Below are 24,234 nucleotides of genomic sequence, written 5' to 3' on the forward strand. Positions count from 1 at the left end.
TTCCAATGCCCAATGCCCAATGCCCTAAAATAAAGAATAGCTGTACCAAATGCACTTATGGAAATCCATAAAATCCAAGCTGAACTAAAGAACCCAGATTTTCACTATCGTTTGAAGGCGATCGCTGCCCTCAATGATTATGAATCAGAAGTTGCAGTTCCTCTGTTAACAAGCAAACTTCATGATTCAGAATTTTTGGTGCGTTCTTTTGTAGCCAGGGGTTTGGGTAATCAACAATCAGCGGAATCTTTTGCGGCTTTGATGCAAATTATGAAATTTGATGATACTCCCAATGTGCGGGCGGAGGCGGCAAATTCTTTATCGCTATTTGGCAGAGTTGCAGTTTCTCATCTAGTTTTGGCATATTACCAGGATGACCACTGGCTAGTTAGGCGGAGCATTTTGGCTGCGATCGCTGAAATGGATTGCCCTGAAGAACTATTTGATATATGCGTTCAAGGTTTAAAAGATGAAGATTTCACAGTTCAGGAATCTTCTGTTGATGCACTTGGCTTACTGGCTAATTCTAGTCAACATGCTGCGGCATTATCCCAAATACTAACGTTGGTGAATGATGAATCTTGGCGGATGCGCGTGCGAGTTAGCTATGCTCTCAAACGATTTGATGAGCCAGAAGCCAAAGCAGCCCTGAACCAACTCAGACAGGATGAGGATCACCGAGTTGTCGGAGCTGCTTTAGAAGACCTGTTGCCACAATAGCGGCGTGGGTTTGTTCGGAATAATAAAAAGGAGTCAGAATTCAGAATAGTCTACCCATAAATGGATGAAGTTTTAATAACAAACAAATTTTTAACTTTTGTTTCGCCCATGAGGAGCTAGGTTTTAAAGCAATATTCATCTAGTAGTCGCACAGAATTTATGCTGAATTCTCACTTCTGAGTTCTGAATTCTTTTTTATAAAACTTATTTGAGTAATAGTAGATATTTTATTTTACCTTAAATTTGACTAAAATATCCGGTTAATCTGCCAAAATCTGGAATAAAAGATCAACTTTTTCTAGATGAGGAGGCATTTGTGACTGATATACAAGCTGGTCAAATGACTTGGCGACTACCAGGTTCCTCAGAATGTGCCTTACATTTGCGGCATAATGCTTCGGAACCTTGGCGATCGTATAAAGAATTTCCACAATATGTTCTACCCGATCCACCCGGTTTTTCCGAAGGATACGCAACATTTTTAGCGCTCCTGAAAAAGAACTGGCAGCCGTTGTAAGCTCACTACAGAACAACTGGTCAAACAATTTTGGATTTTGGGTCGCACCTTTAGTTCGCTAGAAGCGCAAATTGGATTTTGGATTTATTTCGCTCACAAAGAGTGCAGCTTGGATCTAAAATCTAAAATTGGCACGGTCAAGCACTCAAACTTTCACGAGTTGTTGTGCGGGTATAGGCGTTCCAAACATCAAGCTCTGAATGTGGACGGCTGGAAAGCATAGCTTTAGTTGCTTCTGTGAGTCCTTGAGCAAGAGTAAAATCTGCCCCAGCAATACTTAGAAGATTCTCCATCTCTGCATCACTGAGATCGGTTGCTCGCAGGTCTGTATCCCGTAAATCGGCTCCAGTCAATCGAGCATTTCGTAAGCAAGCCCCTGTCAAATAAGCTTTTGTCAGATCGGCACCACTCAAAGCCGCACCTTGTAAATTGGCTCCTGTCAAGTCAGCGCCACTCAGGTAGGCTCCACGCAGATTAGCACCTTGTAAATCTGCATTTCGTAAAGAAGCTGTATTCAGAAAAGCACCATTGAGATTAGCACCCGGCCCTACCGCTCCAGAAGTTTTGTAGTTATATTCTTCGGGCCATTTCGTTTGTGAATCATAACGTGCTACTTGGAGTTTGGCTCCCTCCAAATTTGCACCACTGAGATTTGCTTGTTGGAGGTCAGCACGGTTTAAATAGGCTCCCTGCAAATTAGCCCCACTCAAATCGGCTCCTTGCAGATTAGCGCCTCGCAAATCTGCCCCACTCAAATCAAGATTACTTAATACCACCTCACTGAGGTCGGCTCCTAATAGCTTGGCTTTACTCAAGTTAGCTTGTCGGAAATCGACTTCTTTTAGATTGAATTGGTACAAATCTACCGAATCCACAGGGATTCCTTTTTTGAGGGCTGTTAAAATTTCTGGAGTTGGACTGGGACGTTCGCTAGTAATAAGTTGAATTTCACTATTTGTCATCAGCTGATTAAAATATCACTTTTGGAGTTATTCTACACTTTAGCTAAATCGGGACTTCATCTCATCACTCAGGATTAATAACGCCAAAATTTGATCAAACGAGGTTTCAAAACAGATGCATATAATACCGCCTTTGACAATGATCGACTTCTTCCGTAAAAGTGAGGGTACATGGTTTACGGAACGCTCCGTTCATCATTTTGACTCGGCGGCGGATGAGTCGGGGGAGTCAAATTTGATTATTAAAGTCATGGAAAAGGACGATCCGAAAGTCCAAGAAGTTTGTAAAGCCCAAGGGATAGATCCTAGTAAAGCAACAGGCGGTGCTAGCTTTGCATGGCAGGCTAACCTAGATACCAGGCTACCAAATACCGATAATGCTGCGATTTTGGTTGATGTTCCCGACGAAACGAGGCGTTCTGGAAAACTGATCCGCAACCAAGGCTATGTTGAGAGCATTCCGGTTGTGAGCCGATATCAATTTGCTGATGATGGAGTGCTGACGATTGATACTGACTATGACAACAATCAAGGTCAAGAACGTTGTTGGTTTGTTACGGATGATTTTCGTGTCAGAGTCAGTACAGTACGAATGATGAACGGAATCAACTTGATGACTTATTGTTCCGAGCGTCGCTGTGTTTCCCAAGAACTCTTGGAGCAAATGATCAGTCTGAATCATGCTAGGCGTTAGTCGGGAGTGGGGAATTGGGAGATGACGGAGAATAACTAATGCCCAATGCCTAATTCCTAATTCCCAATTCCCAATGCCCCATTAAGGAATGTTGCTTTGTTTCTCATAAATGAGACGTACATGATTGCCATCACTTATTTTCATGCAAGGGTTAATATAATCATGCTCCATGTATAAGCCTTTCCTGGAATTTTTAGAAAAAGAGCTATTTCAGCGGTTTGATTTACAAAGTAGGGTCATTCCCCCTGGTTTGGAATTCAAAGTTAGCGATCGCGGCAGAAACCCAGCAACCATTCGCAGTTGGTGTTACCAATCTCAAGAGTTGCGGAAAATTCGCTATACCTACATTGATGCTGGGGAGAGTGCCCAAATTTTTAACAGCGTGGTTTATCCGAGTCATCACTACGATTTACCTCTGTTAGGGATTGATTTTTTATCTTTTGGTAAAGTCAAAAATCTGATTGTGCTTGATTTTCAGCCTTTGTTTCAGGATGAAGATTATCAAAAAAAATATATAGTTCCGCTGAAATCTCTGCATGATAAATACCCGGATTTGGCGCAAAACTTAGAAATGAAGTTTTACGATGCCAACCAGTATTTTTCTAAATACCTATTGTTTGCCAAAACCGACCCGGAAACAGTGGCAACGCGAGTCTTTGAAGCTTTTCAAGATTATTTAAACTTGTATTGGCAAATGTTAGCAGATGCCGAACCGCTCCAAGACCCTGAAGATATCCAGCGGATTGTCAAAGCCCAAAAAGACTATGACCAATATAGTGCAGACCGCGATCCCGCATCTGGTTTGTTTAGCAGTTACTTTGGTCATGAATGGGCAGAGCGCTTTCTCCATGAATTCTTATTTGAAGATGCTGTTCCTCTAGCAGTTAGCGGCAGCAAAAGATAACTATCATTGGGGATTGGGAAAGAGGAGGCAGAAGGCAGGAGGCAGAAGGCAGGAGGCAGAAGGCAGAAGTTCTTTAATTTTTAATTTTGAATTCGGAGCAAAGCGACGTGACACTCTATCAGCCATTTCTTGATTATGCGATCGCCTATATGCGATCGCGTTTAGATTTACAGCCCTATCCTATCCCCACTGGATTTGAGTCCAAGAGTGCTGTTGTGGGCAAGGGAAAGAACCAGGAAGAGGTTGTCACCACCAGTTATGCCTTTCAAACTTCAAAATTGCGGCAAATTCGTGCAGCTCACGTACAGGGTGGCAATTCGCTGCAAGTGTTAAATTTTGTGATTTTCCCTCGCCTCAACTACGATTTACCATTTTTTGGGGCAGATTTGGTGACATTGCCAGGAGGACATCTAATTGCTTTGGATATGCAGCCCCTATTTCGCGATGATCCAGCATATCAAGCAAAATATACTGAACCAATTCTGCCCATTTTCCACGCCCACCAACAACATCTGTCTTGGGGAGGGGATTTTCCCGAAGAAGCACAGCCTTTTTTCTCTCCTGCTTTTCTCTGGACTCGTCCCCAAGAAACGGCTGTAGTAGAAACTCAGGTGTTTGCCGCTTTCAAAGATTATTTGAAAGCTTATCTCGATTTTGTGGAGCAGGCAGAACCCATAACAGATTCCCAAAATTTAGTAGCCATTGAGCAAGCCCAACTGCGATACCTGCGATATCGGGCTGAAAAAGACCCAGCGCGAGGGATGTTTAAACGCTTCTATGGTGCGGAATGGACTGAAGAGTATATCCACGGATTTTTATTTGACCTAGAGAGAAAATTAACAGCTATTAACTAGAGGCTCTTTGACCGCACTCAGTGCTGAGTACCTCCTTACTGAAGACTCATCCAAGTCACGTTAAACTAGGAAAATAATCTAAGTTATACCAATTCAAAAAATGGTATTAGCTGTACTTAAACTAGTTTGTCTTCATAATGGTTTCCACCTTTCCCAATCCCTCTTCTGTTGATCTATCTCGCATCCGACTTTCAATCCGCTCATTGCAACCGCAATTAGTAGAGTGGCGGCGGCGTTTGCATCAACAACCAGAGTTGGGTTTTCAAGAAAAACTGACTGCTGAGTTTGTATCACAAAAGCTGCAAGAATGGGGAATTGAGCATAAAACTGGCATTGCCCACACTGGCATTGTTGCCACCATCAAAGGTAAAGGGGAAGATTCAGAAACAATCCAAAATCCAAAAGTTTTAGCGATTCGCGCGGATATGGATGCTTTGCCAATCCAAGAACTCAACGAAGTGCCGTACAAATCGCAACATGATGGAGTGATGCACGCTTGTGGACATGATGGACATACAGCGATCGCTTTAGGTACAGCTTATTATCTCCAGCAGCATCGCCAAGACTTCTCTGGTATCGTAAAAATTATCTTTCAGCCAGCGGAAGAATCACCAGGAGGCGCAAAGCCGATGATTGAAGCTGGAGTTCTGAGAAATCCAGATGTTGAAGCGATTATTGGTTTGCACTTGTGGAATAATTTGCCTTTAGGAACAGTGGGTGTGCGTGCTGGGGCGTTGATGGCAGCTGTGGAGTGCTTTAACTGCACAATTTTGGGTAAAGGTGGACACGGCGCACTACCCCATCAAACTGTTGACTCCGTTGTTGTTGCTGCCCAAATTGTAAATGCTTTGCAAACTATTGTCGCTCGGAATGTTAATCCCATTGATTCAGCAGTAGTGACAGTGGGAGAACTTCACGCTGGAACCAAGCGTAATGTAATTGCTGATACAGCGAGAATGAGTGCTACTGTCAGATATTTTAATCCTAGTTTGAAAAGCTTTTTTAACCAGCGTGTCGAGCAGATTATTGCTGGAATTTGTCAGAGTCATGGTGCAAATTATGACTTAGAATATTGGTCACTTTATCCACCAGTAATTAATGATATTAAAATAGCAGAACTAGTCCGATCTGTCGCAGAACAAGTGGTAGAAACTCCTTTGGGTATTGTGCCAGAATGCCAAACTATGGCCGCTGAAGATATGTCATTCTTCTTAGAAGAGGTTCCTGGTTGTTATTTCTTTCTGGGTTCTGCTAACCCTGCGAAAGACTTAGCATATCCCCATCATCATCCCCGGTTTGATTTTGACGAAACTGCTTTGGCGATGGGTGTGGAAATATTTGTTAGATGCGTGGAAAAGTACTTTGTTTAAACTTAAAGAATAGGGTAATCACATCTGTGCATTGATGTAAACTTAAGGTGAAAACCAGTCAGGGAAAGCGCATCTAAATATAGACATCTGGTGAAATAGATTATTGATATCAATACCTTGGGTTAAGGGTTATTGATCTAGATGATTGGTCTTTCAAGACGCGATAAATCGCGTCTCTACATTACTTTTTCACTCATATCTCTAATTCTTGACTGTCGGTTTCTGTTTATTGCTAACTTCTAAAGGTAGGAAAATCGTCATCACTTCCCCATAGTGTGGACGTTGGCGCACAATTAGTTTGCCACCGATCGCTTGAAACAAATGCTTGGTTGCAGCGATATTCAAACTAATCGTACCTGTTTCTGGTTGAAACATCAGCAGTTGACCTAGAGCCTTGCGAATTGGTGGCGTTGCAGGTATGGCGGCTTTATTTGAATCTTTGCACCGGAATTGCGGCGATAATTGTAACTTCAGTTGATCTCCAGCTGGGATAACTTGTACTTGAATATGGCTGCCAGCGGGTAAGCTGCGAGTAAAATTTTCCATCAAACCAGTAAGAACTTGATCCAGCATGGTGGGATTGCTTACCACTGTTGGTAGTTGCTGGGGTAAAACAACATTTAAAGTTAAGTTCCGCCGATGCGCTGCTTGTTCCCAACGGGGAATGCTCTGCTGCAACACTTGATCTAAAGACATCGGCGTGAGTTGAGTTTTTGACGATTTTGCTGAGGCAGTAGTTTCCAGTTCTGCGGCCTTAAACAGCAATTCCATGCGGTCAATTTGCTCGGTGCACTCATGATCGATAATTTTTAAGCGATTGATCGCGCTAGCATCTAAGTCTCGCCGCTTTAACAGCAGACGAGTCATGGTGCGAATAGTTGTTAAAGGTGTGCGGACTTCGTGAGCGAAGGCTTGGAGCAATTCTACATCAGGATTTGGGGAATCAGGATTTGGGCATTGGGCATTGGGCATTGGGCATTGAGGATTGGGGAAAACTTTTCTCCCCTGCTCCCCTGCTCCTCTGCTTCCCTGCTCCCCTACTTCTTCCCCAGTCTCTAGTAAAGAGTCTCTAGTCTCTTCTGGTTCTGTGAATTCCTGAAGCAATAACTGACTAAAGTGAATCATCATCCGATAGTCTGGTGCTACCGGAGAATACTGTTCTACTAATGCGTCCAAGCGGGCGAAAAATTCTGGATTAGCCAGCATTACCCGTGCCCCTAGCGATCGCCAAGCCTGCTGCACTATCTCTGGCTCAAAAGAAAATGAAAAAGTTTTTTTACCGTTTTTGTGGGTTGCTAAAACCAGCACTAATCTAAATTTATCTGTAAAAACTAAGCAAAACTGTTCTGCACCTAGAGGATCGGCAGATAGTAAAGGAAGTACCGAATCATGGGGAGCAACGTCTTCATTTATAGATGCGTTGGCGTAGTCTGCCGCAGGTATCGTACTTGGCATCTGAAATGGCATCAGCGCCAAGGGGTTAAATGGTTTTGCTGTAAAAGTTACTGTTTGTAAACTTTGAGTCAATTTTGGTTGACTAAACAAGGGTGCTGGTGCGGCTAAAACTAATCCTTGGGTTGTGTCAACTGAAGGGTCTGCTAAAGTATTTAATAGCAAATGTTCTGTCGCTGCGAGGCTGATACGCCACTGCTGCTCTGCTTTAGCAGGTGAACATTCTGCCACACTTGATTGATTTTCAGCCAAGATTTCGCTCAGGCTTGGCAATATCCATTGGTACACAGGCTTTCACCCCTTAATTCAAGAGCGACTAACAGCGTCTGGGTTAGACATTATCACTACTATCTAAGAGGTTATAGCTATTTGTATACTGGTGACAGTGGTAGAACCGAACAATTCAGGGGCAATTCCCCTCTAACTGCGATGTCTACGACGGGCTACGCCTACGCACTTAGGGGCTGAAAAACATTGGCACTGACTTTTACCGATAGACGTGGCGATCGCAAATTGCGTGAATAGTTTTACCAACTTCATTATTGCGATCGTGATCTAATCGCGTACCGATATCTTCCGTAACTACATCTGCCAGAATGATTTTATTACGGTTCACAATCTCCAGATCGCGTTGACGTTGCTTGTGTAGCAATTGAACATGCTCTTGCAGATGGGCTTAGCATCTGAGAAATGCGATCGCATTTCGTGGTGTTCAAGCTCATGACTTACGAAATATCCCAGTAGTCCAGCAACTTTTTCAGCTTCTTGTTCAGCAAGATACTTAGCTATCTTCAATTGTTGATTAGCACTATAATTCAGTTTTCGGGAGTTTGGCCTTTTCCTAAAATTCCCACTTCTTGGTCTGAAAGCTACAGAGTCAACATGCTCGAACAAAATCTTTAATCTCGTTCTATTTTGGCGATCGCCTTTTTTTGAGTAAATTAGCAATAGACTATCTCAAAGGCACTTTATGACTTCTTTTCAAACGTCAGTTGAAAATTTGGTACTAGTTGCTGGTGCGACTGGTGGAGTCGGGCAACTAGTGGTAGGTAAGCTGCTAGAGAAGGGCTGGAAAGTTCGTGTCCTGACACGCAATGCCGCAAAAGCCGAAGAGATGTTTAACCAGAGAGTCGAAATTGCCGTTGGTGACATCCGCCAGCCAGCTACACTGCCAGCTGTAACCTCAGGTGTCACCCACATCATAAATTGTACCGGAACCACTGCCTTCCCCTCTGCGCGATGGGAATTTGACCAAACCCCGAACTTGATTGAATGGGGAATCACTTTCCTTAATCCCCAATCTAGTCAAGCAAAAGCAAAGAATAGTCCAGAAAAAATCGACGCCCAAGGTGTCAGTAACCTGGTAGCAGCAGCACCCCGGAATTTGCAGCGGTTCGTTTTCGTCTCTTCCTGTGGAATTGTTCGTAAAAATCAGTTTCCTTTTAGTATTCTTAATGCTTTCGGCGTGTTGGATGCCAAACAGAAGGGAGAGGAGTCCATCATTAATTCAGGATTACCCTACACTATTATCCGCCCAGGACGCCTCATTGACGGCCCTTACACTTCATACGACCTCAACACTCTCCTGAAGGCAAAAACAGGAGGCAAATACGGTGTGGTACTTGGTACAGGAGATACACTTTCAGGCGATGCCAGCCGGATTGACGTAGCAAGCGCTTGTGTGGAATGCCTTTTTCACCTAAGTAGTTCTAGGAAAATTTTTGAAATCGTCAACCAGGGAGAAAGACCACCTGTAATCGACTGGGAAACTCTTTTCTCCTCGCATTAATATTCAGGAGGCAGGAGACAGGAGTAACCCACGTTTAAAAGCGTGGGATTGAAGCAAAGACGACGCCAGATGCTCCACTTGGGGAAACCCCAGACGCTCTCTACGTTCGCGCAGCGTGTCGCAGACAGACGCTCTTGCTAGCTTGCTTGTATTGTAGGGGGGTACGCGGACTCCTTCGCGTTAGCATCTCCAAAGGAGAAGAGGCTGCGCTATGCGCCAGATCGTCTCCCCTTCTCCCAAAGCTATCCATTAGTCACATCTTTCTTTACAATCTTATAACCGCTCGAAGGAATCTGGACAAAGCTACCCAAGAGTAGACAAATCTAGATAACTACGTTTGTAATCTTAGTCCAAAGTCCTAAAACTACAGGGATAAACGGCAATCCCACTATCCCATTTATAAAGTTTGGGATTACTTTACGAGCAATATTCAAGCTTCCATTGGTATCTTAAGGATGAATTGGATGATAAACCAATATGTTTTAAAGGTCGCTTAGGACAAAAAGAAAAACTTAAAGCCGTCCCTAACTGGCAAGAACGGCTTAGAGAATTTGTTGATGAGTTAATCAAAGATGTGGACAATTAGTAAGCTACGGGTAGCTTTGTCCAGTAATTAAGTTACAGAAAACAACCCTTGTTTTGTAAGTATCTTGAACACTGAGATATCAGGCATACTTCACGGTAGAGGATGGAAAAAAGTCCCATATTGTAATCCTGGAAAAACGTAATTCAATTCAATGAAAATCACTGCTAAAATAATCAATGCTAAGGTAGCAACTACAGGAACCATTGTGAAAAGTTTCAAAAAATAGCGTGACTCCATGTTTTTCTCCTATTACTTTTGCCTTATTCGGTCATTTTTCTCGGGGTTGATTGACAGTTAATAGTTAATCACAAACCATCAACTGTCAATAGCTTTTAGCGAATTGAAATCGGAATTTCTTCATCCTTAGCAACTAATTCACCACTGAGAAATGCTTGAACTGCTGATGCCGGCCAAGCAAAAGCCAATATCATACATTTGACGAATAGTGGCAGATCGATAAATAGTTCTTTTTCTTCTGGGGAACCAAGTTTTTGAATTGTCCGCAAATAGGAACGACCAGTCCAGCCAATCCAACCAGCAATGTAGAGAAATATGGTTATGGGAATCAGCACATCAAGGGCAAGGCTGAGGCGGTCAAGAACTAAATGAGGTAAACCATCCTCGCCACAAAGTAACCGAGAATAAGCTTTTAATGGCTTTGTCGTGTAATAACTATCAGGTGCATTTTGCACTCGTTCTACAAATGCAGATGATTCGGCACAAGGTACTAATCTAGTGTTCTCTGCTAAAGCTGTGGGGACAACATTAAGCCAGAGAAAAATTACCAAAATTAAAGCAAATATTCGTTTCATAATTTTGTCCTTTGCTTAGTTAGGATGAACAATGGCCACCTTTCAATTTGAATTTAGGAGTTAGGAGTTTTAAATTTATCAAGAAGAACTCAGGAAGTCAGAATTCAGTTGGGTATTCTGTACGAGTGGCTGATAGCGCAGCGTTAGCGAGTATTCGAGCGTCAGCGTCGCGTCTGAGTATAGGTTAAAACCGTACTTCTCTACGAGACGCTACCGCGAACGTCCCGCTACGCTAACGTCCCCTCTCTACGAGACGCACTCGCGTTCGTGGGCGAAAAGAAATTCAAACATTCTTCCTGATTAAAACTCTATCCCTTAAGAGCGGGACGCTGCGCATAGCTTGCTTTCCTGTAAGGGTACATGGGTAGAGTATTCTGAATTCTGACTCTTAACTTTTAGAAAAACAGTTGTAAGTATGTGCCCGATATTGAGTTGGGAAAAAAGGTTTTCAACAACATTACAAGCACAGAAAAAAAGGCGATCGCAATATTCCCAACTATGGGAGCAATAATTGTCTGTTTCAGAAAATCTAATTTGGGCATGGGGCATTGGGCATGGGGTATGGGGTAGCCACTGCGTTGGTAAGTCAGCGCGGTTTTGGGGGTTTCCCCCATGAGCTACTGGCGTCGGCTCTGACGACTTTAAGCAAGTGGCGTCATTGGAAGAGGCTTCAGGGGCAAATGGGAAAAATCTACTACAATTTTCCCCCTGCTCCCCTGCTTCTTCCCGAGTCCGCATTTAGGAAAAAATGAAGTAAGAACTTGTTTTTTAAACTTCATACTTCATCCTGACATTTTCCTATGACAACGCTCTCATGATGTAGTCAAAACAAGGTCATAGTTTCGACTGCATCTTCCTCACTCATCAAGGATATGGCTTCTTCTTGAATGCAGCGCGTAGCCTTGATATTTCTGAGAGGAATTTCTAAATTGTTGTACATTTTCTTAGGGAACTCCAAGAAATAAATTGTCCCGCTTGAAGTTGCTGACTGTTGACTGTTGACTGTGAACAGTGGGATATTTTTTTATTTGTCAGTCCCTTAATACCAATTGTGCCAACTTCTTCGAAGGATTTCTCACTCCCTGCCAAGATAGAAGTTGACAAGAAGCTGTCTGGCGCTCATTTGGCGTTGAATATCGGGCTACGGCTTCGGTAATGATAAACTCAACAGTACTGGTTCCCCTGTACTTAAATCTTCAGAGAAGTTATAAACTCGGCGATCGCTTTCACCTGCTACTTTTATCCCCAAATCAGCCCAATCAATTGTGTCTGCCCAAGTGTGAATAACTCGTCCTTGGCTTTTGATTTCTGGCTGATCAAATGTGAGTTTTTCAAAGTTAAACGCAGCGACATCAACCCCTAAAGCGGCAGACCAAATTCCTGCTACTGGAAAAGCCGCTAGGAAGAAATGCAATTTGCGAGAATTAGGAAAATTTGCCCCCCGCCATCCCAACCGCCCAAGATAGAATTGAGCAGACCTAAAGTTGTAGGTTGGATGTTTTTGACCGAGTTTGTATCCGGCATTAATCGATTCTGAGTCGCTTTCGTTGGTACGAATCAAGGTCGATGTCACCAAAGAACCATGCATCGCACTCAGCATTGCACCACCTAATACCCCAATCACCCCTAACTGATGTAAGGGACTCATCAGAATATTGTGATCTGCTTGAAACTGCAACATGAAGTTAAAAGTACCAGAAATCCCTAAAGGCATTCCCGCAGAAAAACTGCCTTGCCCAATTGGGTAAATTAAGAATACAGAGACGGAAGCAGCAACGGGAGCAGTGAACGCCAGAGAAATCCAGGGACGCATTCCTAAGCGATAGCTCAATTCCCATTCCCGATCTTGGTAACAAATGATACTAATCACAAAGTGCAGCACAATCATTTGATAAGGACCGCCGTTGTAAAGCCACTCATCTAAAGAAGCAGCTTCCCAAATTGGGTAAAAGTGCAAACCAATCGCAGCCGATGTCGGTACTACAGCGGCTGAGATGATATTATTGCCGTCGAATAAAGCACCGGAAATTGGTGAACCCATTCCGTTCATGTTTACTGGCGGAGCAGCAATAAAAGCAATGATGAAAACAATGGTGGTTGTTAGGGCACAAGGAATCAACAGTATGCCAAACCAGCCAATATACAGCCGATTTTCAGTACTGGTTACCCATGAACAAAACTTTTCCCATAAACTAGTCTTTTCGCGTCTTTCTAAGATGTTTGTTGGTATTGTTTGAAGATTGTGATTTGCAGGCGTAACCCGCACCCCATGACAGTTAGCATCTGTGGGAGCCGCTGCTCTAACTGCCTCGTCTACGCTAACAGTCGAAGTTGCAATTATGCTGTCTGACTTTGGCGTCATGTTACATAGATCCTTGCATAATTAAATAGGAATTCTCTATCGCCACAGTTTCTAAAACCGGAGACGACAGAATAATCTTTTGCACTCAAACCAAAGCCGTTGAGACAAAAACTACTTCAAGGTCGATGAAAAAGAACATAAAATAAAAACATGAAGAACCAATGAAGGAGGTTCATATTTTCATAAAAGTTCACAATATTCATCAGAAGGGTCAGAAGGAAAAGACCTACCCCTAGTACAACAAGGCAAAAGTCAAAAATCAAAAGTCAAAAGAAAGAATATCCATACCATAAGCCTTTTACCAATTCCAGATGGTCTGTTTATTTACGCCATGTTTTACTAGGACTACATACAGGTATACAAAAATAAATATTTAAGTCACATTTTAATTATCAAAATAAGTCAATAAATGTAAATTTGGTTGAAGCTGTATAACTTTTGCGTCAAAGAACAGTCAATAATGATTTTGAATTAGACTTGTTCGATACAAAGCTTTCTGTTCACCACAGATGCTAGTACTCCAAGGCAGAATTCGTAATTCGTAATTCCTATATTGCAAGAATTTCATTGATTTTCAATGCTTGCTCTGTTTGCACTGTGCTGTGCTAGTAGTATATGTGGTGAACAATTGACAGATTTTTTCTGAGGTAAAACTTTTCTACTTTGATTGTTGCTAAGGGACTGCTAAAGAAAAAATTCGCCAATTTTTTTTTGCTAGTCTAGGCATCTTGCCTATCCTATGTAATGATTTATTTCTGGGAGTTCCCTAATTATTTGTTTTCCCTCTGATGAAGTCCTAGCGTTTAGGTACAGTAGGGTGATATGGAATGAGAATTTTACTAGTTGAAGATGACGAGTGTATTGCCAAAACACTTGAAAATGTTCTTGGTAATCAACACTATGTAGTTGATATTGCTGCTGATGGTCTGCTTGGTTGGGAGTTAGTAGAAGCTTTTAGCTATGACTTAATTTTGCTAGATATCATCCTGCCCAAATTGGACGGCATAAAACTTTGTCAGAGGTTACGTTCCCATAACTATCAAACACCTGTACTGCTACTGACAGCCCAAAATTCTAGCACTCACAAAGTGATGGGATTAGATGCAGGAGCAGATGACTATGTTGTTAAACCTTTTGAACTCTCGGAATTATTAGCTCGAATTCGTGTTTTATTGCGGCGACGAAATTCACCCATATTGTCAGTGATGAAATGGGAAAAACTGCGTATTGACCCTGGTAGCTGTGAAGTGACTTATGGTTGTCATGGTTTGAATTTAACGCCTAAGGAGTATCGCTTACTGGAGCTTTTTCTGCGTAATGAGCATATTGTCTTCAGCCGCAGTGAAATTTTAGACCACCTCTGGTCTGTAGAAGAAGCACCTAAAGAGGATACGGTGACAGCTCACATCAAAGGTTTGCGGCAGAAACTAACGCAAGCTGGCGCACCAACTGATTTTATTGAAACAGTCTATGGTTTGGGTTATCGTCTGAAAGTATTTGCATCTGAAGAAAAACCTTCTGTAGCCTCAAGACAGACAAAACAAAGCCAAAGCAAAAGGAAGCCACAGATTAAGGAAGCATTAGCAGTTTTGTGGGAGAGGCTGAAAGTACACAGTAGCGATCGCTTAGAAATTCTCCAACAAGCCTCACTCGAATTACAAGCCAACAATCTCTCTGAAGAATTACGGAAAAAAGCATATCATGCAGCACATAAGCTAGGGGGAGCTTTAGGCATTTTTGGCTTTGCGGAAGGTTCACGCTTGGCTAAACACATAGAGCAGATATTGCTATCCCAAATTACTCTTGACCAAAGTGAGGCATTGCATCTTCGCCATTTAGTAGAACTTCTTTCTGGGGAACTACAGCAGCCTGCATTTAGAGAATTAGATAAAGTCCTTTGCCATTATGTTCTAGACGATGTGGGTGAATAAATTTATTAGTCATTAGTCATTGGTCATTGGTCATTGGTAATTAGTCATTGGTCATTGGTTATTCACAATTGGACTTTGGACAAATGACAAAAGACAAAAAACAAAAGCCTATCGATTCTTTGGAAGCGCTGCTACATCGGATGATGAACCGCATTCGTCAATCCCTAGAGTTGCCAGCAATCCTCTCAGGAACCGTTGCTGAAGTACGTATATTTTTGGAGACTGATCGTGTAAAAGTGTATCGTTTTGATGTAGATGCTAGCGGTGAGGTTGTGGCTGAGTCGGTTAACCGCGATCGCTTACCATCTCTACTAGGGCAACACTTTCCCGCTGAGGATATTCCATTTGCAGCTCGTGAGTTGTTTTTGAAAGCTCGTCAGCGCTCAATTGTGGATGTTGCAGGCCAGCAAATTGGGCTGAGTCCCTTAGATTCTTCGGAAACGACCGAGCCACTTGATGAAAATGATATCCGGTTTCGAGTCGTAGACCCATGTCACGTAGAATACCTCACCTCAATGGGAGTGCAGTCTTCTCTAGTGGTGCCAATTTTGCATCGTGACCAATTATGGGGGTTGTTGGTATCTCATCACAGTTCACCGCGAGAGGTGAGCGAACGGGAATTACAGGTAGTGCAACTGGTTGCAGATCAATTATCAATTGCGATCGCTCAAAATACCCTCCTCGAACAAACCCGCGCCCAAGCTGACCAAGAAGCCACAATTAACCGTGTGGCCAAACTACTGCATTCCATGACCGAAATGCAGTTACAACAGGCGCTAGAGTTGACTGTATCTGCTTTACAGTCCGCTGGTGGCAGAATTTATATCGCTCCCCAAAACCCAGGTGAGGCGGCTCAGGTGTTTAGCTGTGGGGATTGGGGCGCAGGGAGTGGGGGGGATGAGGTAGATGAGGGGGACAGGGAAGAAATAACCAATGACAAACACCCAATGCCCAATCCTCCCATCCTTTTCGAGGAGCATCCTGGATGGCAAGAGTGGTTAAATAAGGAGGTGACTGTCGAAAAGGGAAAACTAGTGTGGGCAATTACTGATTTATATGAAGCCGCACTACAGTCAGATTTGACCCAGGCGTTTTTTGATGCTGGGATTCGCAGCTTATTGGTTATTTGCTTGCAATATCGGCAGCAGATATTAGGTTACTTAAGTATTTTTCGCCGTGAAGTAGACACAGAAACTCTCTGGGCGCGACGAGTTAACCGTAATGATTCGCGAAATCAGCGTCCAGTTCAATCCTTTGAAGTATGGCGAGAGTTCAAGCGAAGTCAAGCCCAAGAATGGAAAACCGCAGAAATTGAACTCGCCCAAGCTTTGGGCAGTCACTTTGCGATGGCAATTCATCAATATGAACTATATCAGCAAGTTCACGCGCTCAATGCTAACTTGCAGCAGGATATTGAAGAACGCAAGCAGGCAGAGAAAAAAATCTCGGCTTTGAATGCCGAATTAGAGGAGCGAGTACAGGAGCGAACAGCGGAGCTACAGCGTGCTAATCAAAGATTGCTGCGAGAAATGAGCAAACGCGAACGGGCACTACGCGCTCGCCAGCAAACACAAGCCTCTCTAGAACGCCTCAGCCGACAGAGCGAGTTAATTTTGAACTCCGCAGGTGAGGGAATTTACGGTTTAAATTCTCAAGGTAAAATCACCTTCGTCAATCCAGCAGCAGCCAGAATGCTTTTATCTGGGGTGAAAGAACTAAAAAATCAGTTTATGCATGAGATTGTAAACCATTCCAAACCCGACGGCACTCCCTATTGCTGGGAAGAAAATCCCATTCGCACCACTCTGGAAACTGGGGCAGTACAACATATTTCTGATGACATATTTTATTGTTATGATGGGTCGAAATTTCCAATTGAGTATGTAAGTACACCAATTAGAGAACAAGGCGATATTGTCGGAGCAGTAGTCATATTTAAGGATATTACCGAGCGACAGATAGTCGAGCAAATGAAGGATGAGTTTGTCTCAGTGGTAAGTCACGAACTACGGACACCTCTGACCTCAATTCGCAGCGCCTTAGGTTTACTAGCGCGTGGTTCTTTGAACGAACAACCAGAAAAAAGTCAGCGGATGCTGGAAATTGCCTTTGATAACACTAACCGTTTGGTGCGTCTGATTAACGACATCCTTGATATTGAACGCATCAATTCCGGCAAAGCAACGATGTATAAACAGACTTGCAATACAGCTGACTTGATGAGTCAAGCAGTGGACGAAATGCGGGCAATGGCTGAAAAAGCAGAGATTAAGCTAGAATTAACGACCCTTTCAGTGCAGCTATGGGCAGATTCAGACCGCATCATCCAGACACTCACTAACTTACTCAGCAACGCGATTAAATTTTCGTCTCCAGGTTTTACAGTTTCGTTGAGCGCCCAAGTAGAGACTAGGAAAGAAATCAATACAGACACAAAAGGGATTAGTTCTTCCTCTGACCCTTGCCACTCCAACATCCTATTCCAGGTAAAAGACCAGGGGCGAGGAATTCCTGAGGATAAATTAGAAACGATTTTTGACCGTTTTCAGCAAGTCGATGCCTCTAACTCGCGTCATCAAGGGGGAACTGGCTTGGGATTAGCAATCTGCCGCAGTATTATACAACAGCACGGAGGCCAGATTTGGGCAGAAAGTACTTTAGGGGAAGGTAGTACATTTTATTTCACATTACCTATTAGTCATTAAGTAGATAGGCATATAAACAAATATAAAGCTTATGTAGAGTGTGTTAGGCATCAGCCGTAACGCACCATGATTGAAGGCCACAGTGCGTTACGCCTCATAGGGAAACCCCCAGACGCTCGTTGCACGGTATGGTCTCCCCTTCTCCCAAAGCAAGAGGCTAGCGTCAAGGGAGAAAACCGCGCTGCTTCACCAAAATCTAAAATTTAAAATCCAAAATGGGATAACAAATGAACAAGCGCATCTTGATTATTGATGATGAAGAAGATATCCGAGAAACCACTCAGATATGTTTAGAGATAACTAATGAATGGGAAGTACTGACAGCTGGTTCTGGTAGAGAAGGTTTGCTCAAAGCTGCTTGTGAACATCCAGATGTGATTCTCTTAGATGTCATGATGCCAGATATGGATGGCTTGACGACGTTGGAGAATCTGCAAGCAAATCCCCAAACCCAGAATATTCCCGTGATTTTATTAACAGCAAAAGCACAGGCTGCTGAACAGCGTCAGTTTACTCAACTAAAAGTGGTGGCAGTAATTACTAAGCCTTACGACCCCTTTACTCTGTCTGAACAAGTGGCGCAGGCGTTAATATAGCCATCCTATTTGATTTGTGAGAATTGCAACCCCAAGATCCCCGACTTCGTAAAAGTTGTCGGGGATCTTTTGTCTCATGAATGTGTAACTATTTTTCTTTTTCTTTATCATTCTTCATTAGTTTTTCATATTTTTTGCCTACCCTATGAGAAGAAGCTGGCAATCGCAAGCCAGAAGGTAAATATTAATAGTGAAAACCCGACGCATCTTACTGATTGAGAATAAAAATGCTATTCGGGAAGTGACTCAGCTTTGCTTGGAGACAGTAGAAGGCTGGGAAGTACTGACGGCGGTATCGAGCCAAGAAGCGATCGCTAAAACAAAGACGCAAAAAGTTGATGTTATCCTTGTGGATCTCGATACTTTTGCCTCCGATAGAGACTTATCGACAATTTTGCACCAACTACAGAACAACCCCGTCACCCAGGATATACCTGTAATTTTGTTAACGACTACAGTATTGTCTAAGAAACAATTTACCAAATTGGGGGTAAGAACTGCGATCGCTAAACCTTTCGATTTAATAACTCTAGCTAGCCAAGTTTCAGCAGTGCTGGGCTGGAACCAATAATCAACAACAGATAAGCGAATGAGCATTTAAGTTGCATAAAACCAGGGCTGAAGCTCTGACTACAAGCTAATAAGTCTGGAAAAATGAATGGCGATTAGCCTAACTACACAAATGTAACCTTTCGTTAAGAAAGTATTTTTCTTCATGGGTTCTTCATTTTTATTTCCTATTCTTTCCAAAGAAAGAGTTTTTCAGCTAATTATTTCTCTTGAGTTACCTTTGTTTCGCTAATCTAGCGTCACTGGTTAGTCAATCGCTGGCTTTTTTCTCTGCTGTTAAATCATGAAACTGAAAGTCACCTAAATTGCATAGCTTATCAGAAAGACAATCTCAAGTTCTTATGTATCTGAGCTTTTAGAGGGTTTTATTTTTGAAATTATGCAATTTAAATGTGGAACAGCTTACCAATAGACAAAACTCAAAGTTGTAAATTGCTCAAGCAGTTAATTATTTTTGGTTAGCGACTACCAACTAATAACTAACTACTTATACAGAAGCTTTGAGCAGAGTAAGGTTCTCATTTCTTTCACAGAAAAGGGAGAATTTCTAATGACAATTACTCCTGAGCGAGAGCAAAAGGTAAGGGTTGAGGTTGATAACGATCCGGTGCCAACTTCATTTAAGAAGTGGTCGGAACCAGGACACTTTGACCGCTCCCTTGCCAGAGGTCCCAAAACCACCACTTGGATTTGGAACCTCCACGCACTCGCCCACGATTTTGATACTCATACCAGCGATTTACAAGATGTATCGCGCAAAATCTTTGCCGCTCACTTCGGACACTTAGCTGTAGTGTTTATCTGGTTGAGCGGTATGTATTTTCATGGCGCTCGCTTTTCCAATTTTGAATCTTGGATGGCGAACCCGACTGGCATTAAACCCAGCGCCCAAGTTGTCTGGCCGATATTTGGTCAAGAAATTTTGAATGCAGATGTGGGCGGCGGCTTCCACGGTATTCAAATTACCTCTGGACTCTTCCAGATGTGGCGTGGGCAAGGTTTTACTAATACCTACCAGCTATATTGCACCGCCATTGGTGCCTTGGTGATGGCAGCAGTGATGCTATTTGCTGGCTGGTTCCACTACCATAAACGCGCTCCCAAGCTAGAGTGGTTCCTGAATTGGGAGTCAATGATGAACCACCACCTGGCAGGGCTTTTAGGCTTGGGTTCTTTGGGTTGGACAGGACACCTGATTCATGTTGCCTCACCAACTAACAAGTTGTTAGATGCTGGGGTAGCTCTAGGAGACATTCCTTTACCCCACGAATTCATCTTGAATTCCAAGTTGATGGATCAGCTCTATCCCAGTGCAAGTTGGGGTTTCGTTTCGGGTGTAGTGCCTTTCTTCACCTTGCAGTGGGGAAATTTTGCTGACTTTTTGACCTTTAAGGGCGGTCTGAACCCCGTGACGGGCGGCTTGTGGTTAACAGATGTAGCACACCATCATTTAGCGATCGCAGTGCTATTCATCATTGCCGGCCATTTCTACCGCACGAATTGGGGCATCGGCCACGACTTCAAGGAACTGCTCGATGATGCCAGAACTCCGAAGATGCTGCCATTATTCAGCTTTATTGGGCCTGTCGGTCATAAAGGCCTCGATAAAATTTTCGAGACTTCCTGGCACGCTAATCTATCTATCCACCTAGTACAGTTTGGAACAGCCAGCCTCCTTGTGGCGCACCACATGTACGCGATGCCCCCTTATCCTTATCTGGCAACGGATTATGCGACCGTTACATCGCTATTCACCCACCACGTATGGATTGCAGGTTTCTGCATTGTTGGGGGCGCGGCTCACGCAGCCATCTTCTTGGTACGGGACTACAATCCAGCCGACCATGTCAACAACGTGTTGGATCGGACGCTCCGCCACCGCGATGCAATCATCTCCCACCTAGCCTGGGTATGTCAATTCCTGGGCTTCCATAGCTTTGCGATGTACTGTCACAACGACACCATGCGGGCTTTTGGTCGTCCCCAAGATATGTTCTCGGATACGGGAATTCAGTTGCAGCCAGTGTTTGCTCAGTGGATACAACACATCCAGACGATGACCATCGGAAATCCAGCTCTCCAAGCTGCTGCACCTCTGGGTAATGCTTTCGGTGGCTTGCGGGGTCTGGAACTGGGCGGATTGGGAACCGCTGCACCTAATTTGCACGAACCTGTCAGCTATGCATGGGGCGGCGGTATTGTGGCAGTGGCTGGCAAAGTGGCGATGATGCCCATTAGTTTGGGTACTGCGGATTTTATGATTCACCACATTCACGCCTTCACAATTCACGTCACTGTTTTAGTACTGCTGAAAGGTGTGTTGTTTGCCCGCAGTTCGCGTTTAATTCCAGATAAAGCGAATTTGGGCTTCCGCTTCCCCTGTGATGGTCCGGGACGAGGCGGTACTTGCCAGGTATCAGCTTGGGATCATGTTTTCCTGGGTCTGTTCTGGATGTATAACTCCTTGTCAATGGTGATTTTCCACTTCTTCTGGAAGATGCAGTCGGATGTCTGGGGGACCGTAGATGCAGATGGGGTAGTGACGCACATTACGGGCGGAAACTTTGCCCAATCATCGATTACCAATAACGGCTGGTTGCGTGATTTCCTCTGGGCACAGGCGACGCAAGTAATCACATCCTACAATTCAGCACTTTCGGGCTACGGCTTAATGTTCTTAGGTGGACACTTCGTTTTTGGCTTTAGTCTGATGTTTCTGTTTAGTGGTCGTGGCTACTGGCAAGAATTAATCGAATCGATTGTTTGGGCGCACAACAAGTTGAAAATTGCCCCTGCTATTCAGCCTCGCGCTTTGAGCATCACTCATGGTCGGGCTGTGGGGGTAGCTCATTACCTCCTGGGAGGAATTGTCACCACTTGGGCCTTCTTCCTAGCGCGAATGTCGGCATTGGGATGATACTCCTTTTGTTCGCCTAATCCAGGAGGCAGGAGGCAGGAGGCAAGGGAGAAGGGGGCAGGGGGAGAAATAGTATTAATATCTCCCTCATCCCCCTCATTTTTCCCTCATCCAGAAGACAACCTTATTTCCTGTTCCCTGTTCCCTGGTTTCTTAGGAGCAGGTTCAGCCTCTTTTTGTGCAATCCCAGACTCAGCCTGGGAACGAGAAAATCTCAAAACTTTGAAAACTATGGCGACTAAATTTCCCAAATTTAGCCAAGACCTTGCACAAGATCCAACGACACGACGCGTTTGGTATGCGATCGCCACGGCTCACGATTTTGAAAGTCAAGATGGCATCACGGAAGAAAATCTTTATCAAAGGATTTTTTCCTCTCACTTCGGTCATCTGGCAATTATCTTTCTGTGGGCGTCGGGGATTTTGTTTCACGTTGCTTGGCAAGGTAATTTTGAACTATGGATTAAAGACCCCATACATATCCGTCCCATCGCCCACGCAATTTGGGATGCTCAATTTGGCCCAGGGGCAATTGAAGCTTACACCCAAGCGGGAGCGCGTAACCCGGTAGATATTTGCTATTCCGGTGTTTATCACTGGTGGTATACTATCGGGTTGCGGACGAATAATGAACTGTATGCTGGGGCTATTTTCCTAGTTTTGCTGGCGGCTGTATTTTTGTTTGCAGGCGCGTTGCATTTGAAGCCAAGATACCGTCCTAGTTTGGCTTGGTTCAAGAGTGCAGAACCTCGTCTCAACCACCACTTAGCGGGTTTGTTTGGTGTCAGTTCCTTAGCTTGGGCTGGTCACTTGATACACGTTGCCGTTCCAGAATCTCGCGGTATTCATGTAGGTTGGGATAATTTCTTGTCTACCCCACCGCACCCAAGTGGCTTGCTACCGTTCTTTACTGGGGACTGGGGGGCATACGCGCAAAATCCTGATACGCCAGCCCATGTATTTAATAGTACTCAAGGGGCAGGAACAGCAATTCTCACCTTTTTGGGTGGTTTCCATCCCCAGACTCAATCTTTGTGGTTGACAGATATGGCGCATCACCATTTGGCGATCGCTGTCATCTTCATTGTTGCGGGTCATATGTACCGGACTAACTGGGGTATTGGTCACAGCATCAAAGAGATGATGAACTCTAAGGAGTTCTATGGCAATAAGGTCGAGGGGCCGTTCAACTTACCCCACCAAGGACTGTACGAAACCGTTAATAATTCTTTGCATTTCCAACTGTCTTTGGCATTAGCTTGTCTGGGTGTAGCGAGTTCCTTCGCGGCGCAGCACATGTATTCCATGCCGCCTTACGCGTTTATCGCTAAGGACTTTACCACAATGGCGGCACTATACACACACCATCAGTACATTGCTGGTTTCTTGATGGTAGGGGCGTTTTCCCACGCTGCGATCTTCTGGATTAAGGACTATGACCCAGAACAGAATCGAGGAAATGTCCTAGAGCGGGTACTTAAGCACAAAGAAGCGATTATTTCTCATCTTAGCTGGGTATCGATGTTCTTGGGCTTCCATACTTTGGGTTTGTACGTCCACAATGATGTAGAAGTAGCCTTTGGGGCAGCTGACAAACAGATATTGATTGAGCCTGTATTTGCTCAGTTTATCCAGGCGGCTAACGGTAAGCTGTTGTATGGGTTTAACACGTTGCTGTCAAATCCACATAGTATTGCTTCCACAGCATGGCCAAATCATGGCAATGTCTGGTTACCGGGTTGGTTGGATGCAATTAACAACGGCACCAACTCCTTATTCCTGACAATTGGCCCTGGTGATTTTTATGTACATCATGCGATCGCCCTCGGTTTACATGTCACCACCCTAATTTTAGTCAAAGGTGCGCTGGATGCTCGTGGTACTAAGCTAATGCCGGATAAAAAAGACTTCGGCTATGCTTTCCCCTGCGATGGCCCCGGACGGGGTGGCACTTGCGATATTTCTGCGTGGGATACTTCCTACCTCGCCGTGTTCTGGATGCTTAACACCCTTGGTTGGGTTACCTTCTACTGGCACTGGAAACATCTTTGTATCTGGCAAGGCAATGTCGCCCAATTTAATGAGTCTTCTACCTATCTTATGGGCTGGTTCCGAGACTACCTTTGGGCGAACTCCGCACAGTTGATTAATGGCTATAACCCTTATGGCACAAATAACTTAGCCGTTTGGGCTTGGATGTTCCTCTTTGGACACCTAGCTTGGGCTGTTAGCTTCATGTTCCTGATTACCTGGCGAGGTTACTGGCAAGAATTAATCGAAACCTTAGCCTGGGCGCACGAACAGACTCCACTATCCTTTGGCTACTGGAGAGATAAGCCCGTTGCTTTGTCAATTGTTCAAGCTCGTTTAGTCGGCTTAACTCACTTTACTGTTGGTTATATCGCAACCTATGGGGCTTTCTTAATTGCCTCAACAGCAGGTAAGTTTGGTTAAGCTTCAAAGCTGTTTAACTACACTTTAAATTACGCAACT

21 protein-coding genes are annotated in these 24,234 nt (G+C 43.9%); 14 read left to right on the forward strand and 7 right to left on the reverse strand.

Annotation, left to right across the window (positions count from 1 at the left end):
• Positions 1-57 precede the first annotated feature (57 nt).
• Entirely contained in the window at positions 58-720 is a 663-nt protein-coding gene (locus tag HWQ40_RS21895) for a HEAT repeat domain-containing protein (protein ID WP_292781734.1), read from the forward strand.
• A gap of 316 nt (positions 721-1,036) precedes the next feature.
• A complete protein-coding gene (locus HWQ40_RS21900) occupies positions 1,037-1,237 on the forward strand; it encodes a hypothetical protein (protein WP_289798828.1) in 201 nt (66 codons plus the stop codon).
• Positions 1,238-1,374: 137 nt separating this feature from the next.
• Here HWQ40_RS21900 and HWQ40_RS21905 read toward each other — a convergent pair whose 3' ends face one another.
• Entirely contained in the window at positions 1,375-2,199 is an 825-nt protein-coding gene (locus HWQ40_RS21905) for a pentapeptide repeat-containing protein (RefSeq protein ID WP_292781737.1), read from the reverse strand.
• A gap of 115 nt (positions 2,200-2,314) precedes the next feature.
• Here HWQ40_RS21905 and HWQ40_RS21910 point away from each other — a divergent pair, with 115 nt between their 5' ends.
• From HWQ40_RS21910 to HWQ40_RS21925, 4 genes are all read left to right on the forward strand, one after another.
• Positions 2,315-2,893: a phycobiliprotein lyase gene (locus HWQ40_RS21910; protein ID WP_292781739.1), complete on the forward strand. Its 579-nt coding sequence runs from the start codon at positions 2,315-2,317 to the stop codon at positions 2,891-2,893.
• A gap of 169 nt (positions 2,894-3,062) precedes the next feature.
• Positions 3,063-3,797: a 15,16-dihydrobiliverdin:ferredoxin oxidoreductase gene (locus HWQ40_RS21915; protein ID WP_292781742.1), complete on the forward strand. Its 735-nt coding sequence runs from the start codon at positions 3,063-3,065 to the stop codon at positions 3,795-3,797.
• Positions 3,798-3,904: 107 nt separating this feature from the next.
• Complete coding sequence (locus tag HWQ40_RS21920; RefSeq protein WP_292781745.1) at positions 3,905-4,651, forward strand: phycoerythrobilin:ferredoxin oxidoreductase; 747 nt, start codon at positions 3,905-3,907, stop codon at positions 4,649-4,651.
• Positions 4,652-4,788: 137 nt separating this feature from the next.
• The gene (locus HWQ40_RS21925; RefSeq protein WP_292781748.1) at positions 4,789-6,021 is read left to right on the forward strand and encodes a M20 family metallopeptidase; all 1,233 of its coding nucleotides are present in this window, start codon (positions 4,789-4,791) and stop codon (positions 6,019-6,021) included.
• Between the two features lie 201 nt (positions 6,022-6,222).
• Here the strand turns inward: HWQ40_RS21925 and HWQ40_RS21930 are convergent, their stop codons facing one another.
• Together HWQ40_RS21930 and HWQ40_RS21935 are read right to left on the reverse strand one after the other, a co-directional pair.
• Complete coding sequence (locus HWQ40_RS21930) at positions 6,223-7,761, reverse strand: HAMP domain-containing sensor histidine kinase (RefSeq protein WP_292781751.1); 1,539 nt, start codon at positions 7,759-7,761, stop codon at positions 6,223-6,225.
• 199 nt (positions 7,762-7,960) lie between these two features.
• A complete protein-coding gene (locus HWQ40_RS21935; protein ID WP_292781755.1) occupies positions 7,961-8,125 on the reverse strand; it encodes a hypothetical protein in 165 nt (54 codons plus the stop codon).
• A 318-nt stretch (positions 8,126-8,443) separates the two neighbouring features.
• Between HWQ40_RS21935 and HWQ40_RS21940 the strand changes: the two genes are divergently transcribed.
• Together HWQ40_RS21940 and HWQ40_RS21945 are read left to right on the forward strand one after the other, a co-directional pair.
• On the forward strand, positions 8,444-9,262 hold the full coding sequence (locus HWQ40_RS21940) for an SDR family oxidoreductase (protein WP_292781758.1): 819 nt from the start codon (positions 8,444-8,446) through the stop codon (positions 9,260-9,262).
• Positions 9,263-9,722: 460 nt separating this feature from the next.
• The gene (locus HWQ40_RS21945; RefSeq protein WP_292781761.1) at positions 9,723-9,848 is read left to right on the forward strand and encodes a hypothetical protein; all 126 of its coding nucleotides are present in this window, start codon (positions 9,723-9,725) and stop codon (positions 9,846-9,848) included.
• 90 nt (positions 9,849-9,938) lie between these two features.
• Here the strand turns inward: HWQ40_RS21945 and HWQ40_RS21950 are convergent, their stop codons facing one another.
• The 4 genes from HWQ40_RS21950 to HWQ40_RS21965 all read right to left on the reverse strand — a co-directional run bounded on the left by HWQ40_RS21950 (position 9,939) and on the right by HWQ40_RS21965 (position 13,022).
• Positions 9,939-10,085, reverse strand: a complete 147-nt coding sequence (locus HWQ40_RS21950) for a photosystem I reaction center subunit IX (RefSeq protein ID WP_292781764.1) — start codon at positions 10,083-10,085, stop codon at positions 9,939-9,941.
• A 95-nt stretch (positions 10,086-10,180) separates the two neighbouring features.
• Positions 10,181-10,660 carry a Photosystem I reaction center subunit III gene (locus HWQ40_RS21955; RefSeq protein WP_292781765.1) on the reverse strand — a complete coding sequence of 160 codons (480 nt, stop codon included), beginning with the start codon at positions 10,658-10,660 and terminating at the stop codon, positions 10,181-10,183.
• A 395-nt stretch (positions 10,661-11,055) separates the two neighbouring features.
• Positions 11,056-11,274, reverse strand: a complete 219-nt coding sequence (locus HWQ40_RS21960) for a hypothetical protein (RefSeq protein WP_292781766.1) — start codon at positions 11,272-11,274, stop codon at positions 11,056-11,058.
• A 527-nt stretch (positions 11,275-11,801) separates the two neighbouring features.
• Positions 11,802-13,022 carry a photosystem II q(b) protein gene (locus tag HWQ40_RS21965; RefSeq protein ID WP_292781769.1) on the reverse strand — a complete coding sequence of 407 codons (1,221 nt, stop codon included), beginning with the start codon at positions 13,020-13,022 and terminating at the stop codon, positions 11,802-11,804.
• An 827-nt stretch (positions 13,023-13,849) separates the two neighbouring features.
• Here HWQ40_RS21965 and HWQ40_RS21970 point away from each other — a divergent pair.
• The 6 genes from HWQ40_RS21970 (at position 13,850) to psaB (ending at position 24,195) form a co-directional block, all read left to right on the forward strand.
• Positions 13,850-14,953, forward strand: coding sequence for a response regulator (locus tag HWQ40_RS21970; RefSeq protein ID WP_292781772.1), 1,104 nt, complete (start codon positions 13,850-13,852; stop codon positions 14,951-14,953).
• 83 nt (positions 14,954-15,036) lie between these two features.
• Complete coding sequence (locus HWQ40_RS21975) at positions 15,037-17,658, forward strand: ATP-binding protein (RefSeq protein ID WP_292781775.1); 2,622 nt, start codon at positions 15,037-15,039, stop codon at positions 17,656-17,658.
• A gap of 227 nt (positions 17,659-17,885) precedes the next feature.
• Positions 17,886-18,254 (forward strand): response regulator, encoded by a 369-nt coding sequence (locus tag HWQ40_RS21980; protein ID WP_292781778.1) that lies wholly within the window; start codon positions 17,886-17,888, stop codon positions 18,252-18,254.
• A gap of 190 nt (positions 18,255-18,444) precedes the next feature.
• The gene (locus HWQ40_RS21985; RefSeq protein WP_292781782.1) at positions 18,445-18,825 is read left to right on the forward strand and encodes a response regulator; all 381 of its coding nucleotides are present in this window, start codon (positions 18,445-18,447) and stop codon (positions 18,823-18,825) included.
• A gap of 549 nt (positions 18,826-19,374) precedes the next feature.
• Positions 19,375-21,741, forward strand: a complete 2,367-nt coding sequence (gene psaA, locus HWQ40_RS21990; protein WP_292781784.1) for a photosystem I core protein PsaA — start codon at positions 19,375-19,377, stop codon at positions 21,739-21,741.
• A 231-nt stretch (positions 21,742-21,972) separates the two neighbouring features.
• Entirely contained in the window at positions 21,973-24,195 is a 2,223-nt protein-coding gene (gene psaB, locus HWQ40_RS21995; protein ID WP_292781787.1) for a photosystem I core protein PsaB, read from the forward strand.
• Positions 24,196-24,234: the final 39 nt, after the last annotated feature.

This window comes from Nostoc sp. NMS9 (assembly GCF_017114995.1).
GTDB lineage: Bacteria > Cyanobacteriota > Cyanobacteriia > Cyanobacteriales > Nostocaceae > Nostoc.

What these genes read in the sequence shown, in the direction of transcription:
- HWQ40_RS21895 (WP_292781734.1), top strand. Translation starts at nt 58, where the DNA reads ATGGAAATCCATAAAATCCAAGCTGAACTAAAGAACCCAGATTTTCAC.
- HWQ40_RS21905 (WP_292781737.1), bottom strand. Translation starts at nt 2,199, where the DNA reads ATGACAAATAGTGAAATTCAACTTATTACTAGCGAACGTCCCAGTCCA.
- HWQ40_RS21910 (WP_292781739.1), top strand. Translation starts at nt 2,315, where the DNA reads ATGCATATAATACCGCCTTTGACAATGATCGACTTCTTCCGTAAAAGT.
- HWQ40_RS21915 (WP_292781742.1), top strand. Translation starts at nt 3,063, where the DNA reads ATGTATAAGCCTTTCCTGGAATTTTTAGAAAAAGAGCTATTTCAGCGG.
- HWQ40_RS21925 (WP_292781748.1), top strand. Translation starts at nt 4,789, where the DNA reads ATGGTTTCCACCTTTCCCAATCCCTCTTCTGTTGATCTATCTCGCATC.
- HWQ40_RS21940 (WP_292781758.1), top strand. Translation starts at nt 8,444, where the DNA reads ATGACTTCTTTTCAAACGTCAGTTGAAAATTTGGTACTAGTTGCTGGT.
- HWQ40_RS21950 (WP_292781764.1), bottom strand. Translation starts at nt 10,085, where the DNA reads ATGGAGTCACGCTATTTTTTGAAACTTTTCACAATGGTTCCTGTAGTT.
- HWQ40_RS21955 (WP_292781765.1), bottom strand. Translation starts at nt 10,660, where the DNA reads ATGAAACGAATATTTGCTTTAATTTTGGTAATTTTTCTCTGGCTTAAT.
- HWQ40_RS21960 (WP_292781766.1), bottom strand. Translation starts at nt 11,274, where the DNA reads ATGGGGGAAACCCCCAAAACCGCGCTGACTTACCAACGCAGTGGCTAC.
- HWQ40_RS21965 (WP_292781769.1), bottom strand. Translation starts at nt 13,022, where the DNA reads ATGACGCCAAAGTCAGACAGCATAATTGCAACTTCGACTGTTAGCGTA.
- HWQ40_RS21970 (WP_292781772.1), top strand. Translation starts at nt 13,850, where the DNA reads ATGAGAATTTTACTAGTTGAAGATGACGAGTGTATTGCCAAAACACTT.
- HWQ40_RS21975 (WP_292781775.1), top strand. Translation starts at nt 15,037, where the DNA reads ATGACAAAAGACAAAAAACAAAAGCCTATCGATTCTTTGGAAGCGCTG.
- HWQ40_RS21980 (WP_292781778.1), top strand. Translation starts at nt 17,886, where the DNA reads ATGAACAAGCGCATCTTGATTATTGATGATGAAGAAGATATCCGAGAA.
- psaA (WP_292781784.1), top strand. Translation starts at nt 19,375, where the DNA reads ATGACAATTACTCCTGAGCGAGAGCAAAAGGTAAGGGTTGAGGTTGAT.
- psaB (WP_292781787.1), top strand. Translation starts at nt 21,973, where the DNA reads ATGGCGACTAAATTTCCCAAATTTAGCCAAGACCTTGCACAAGATCCA.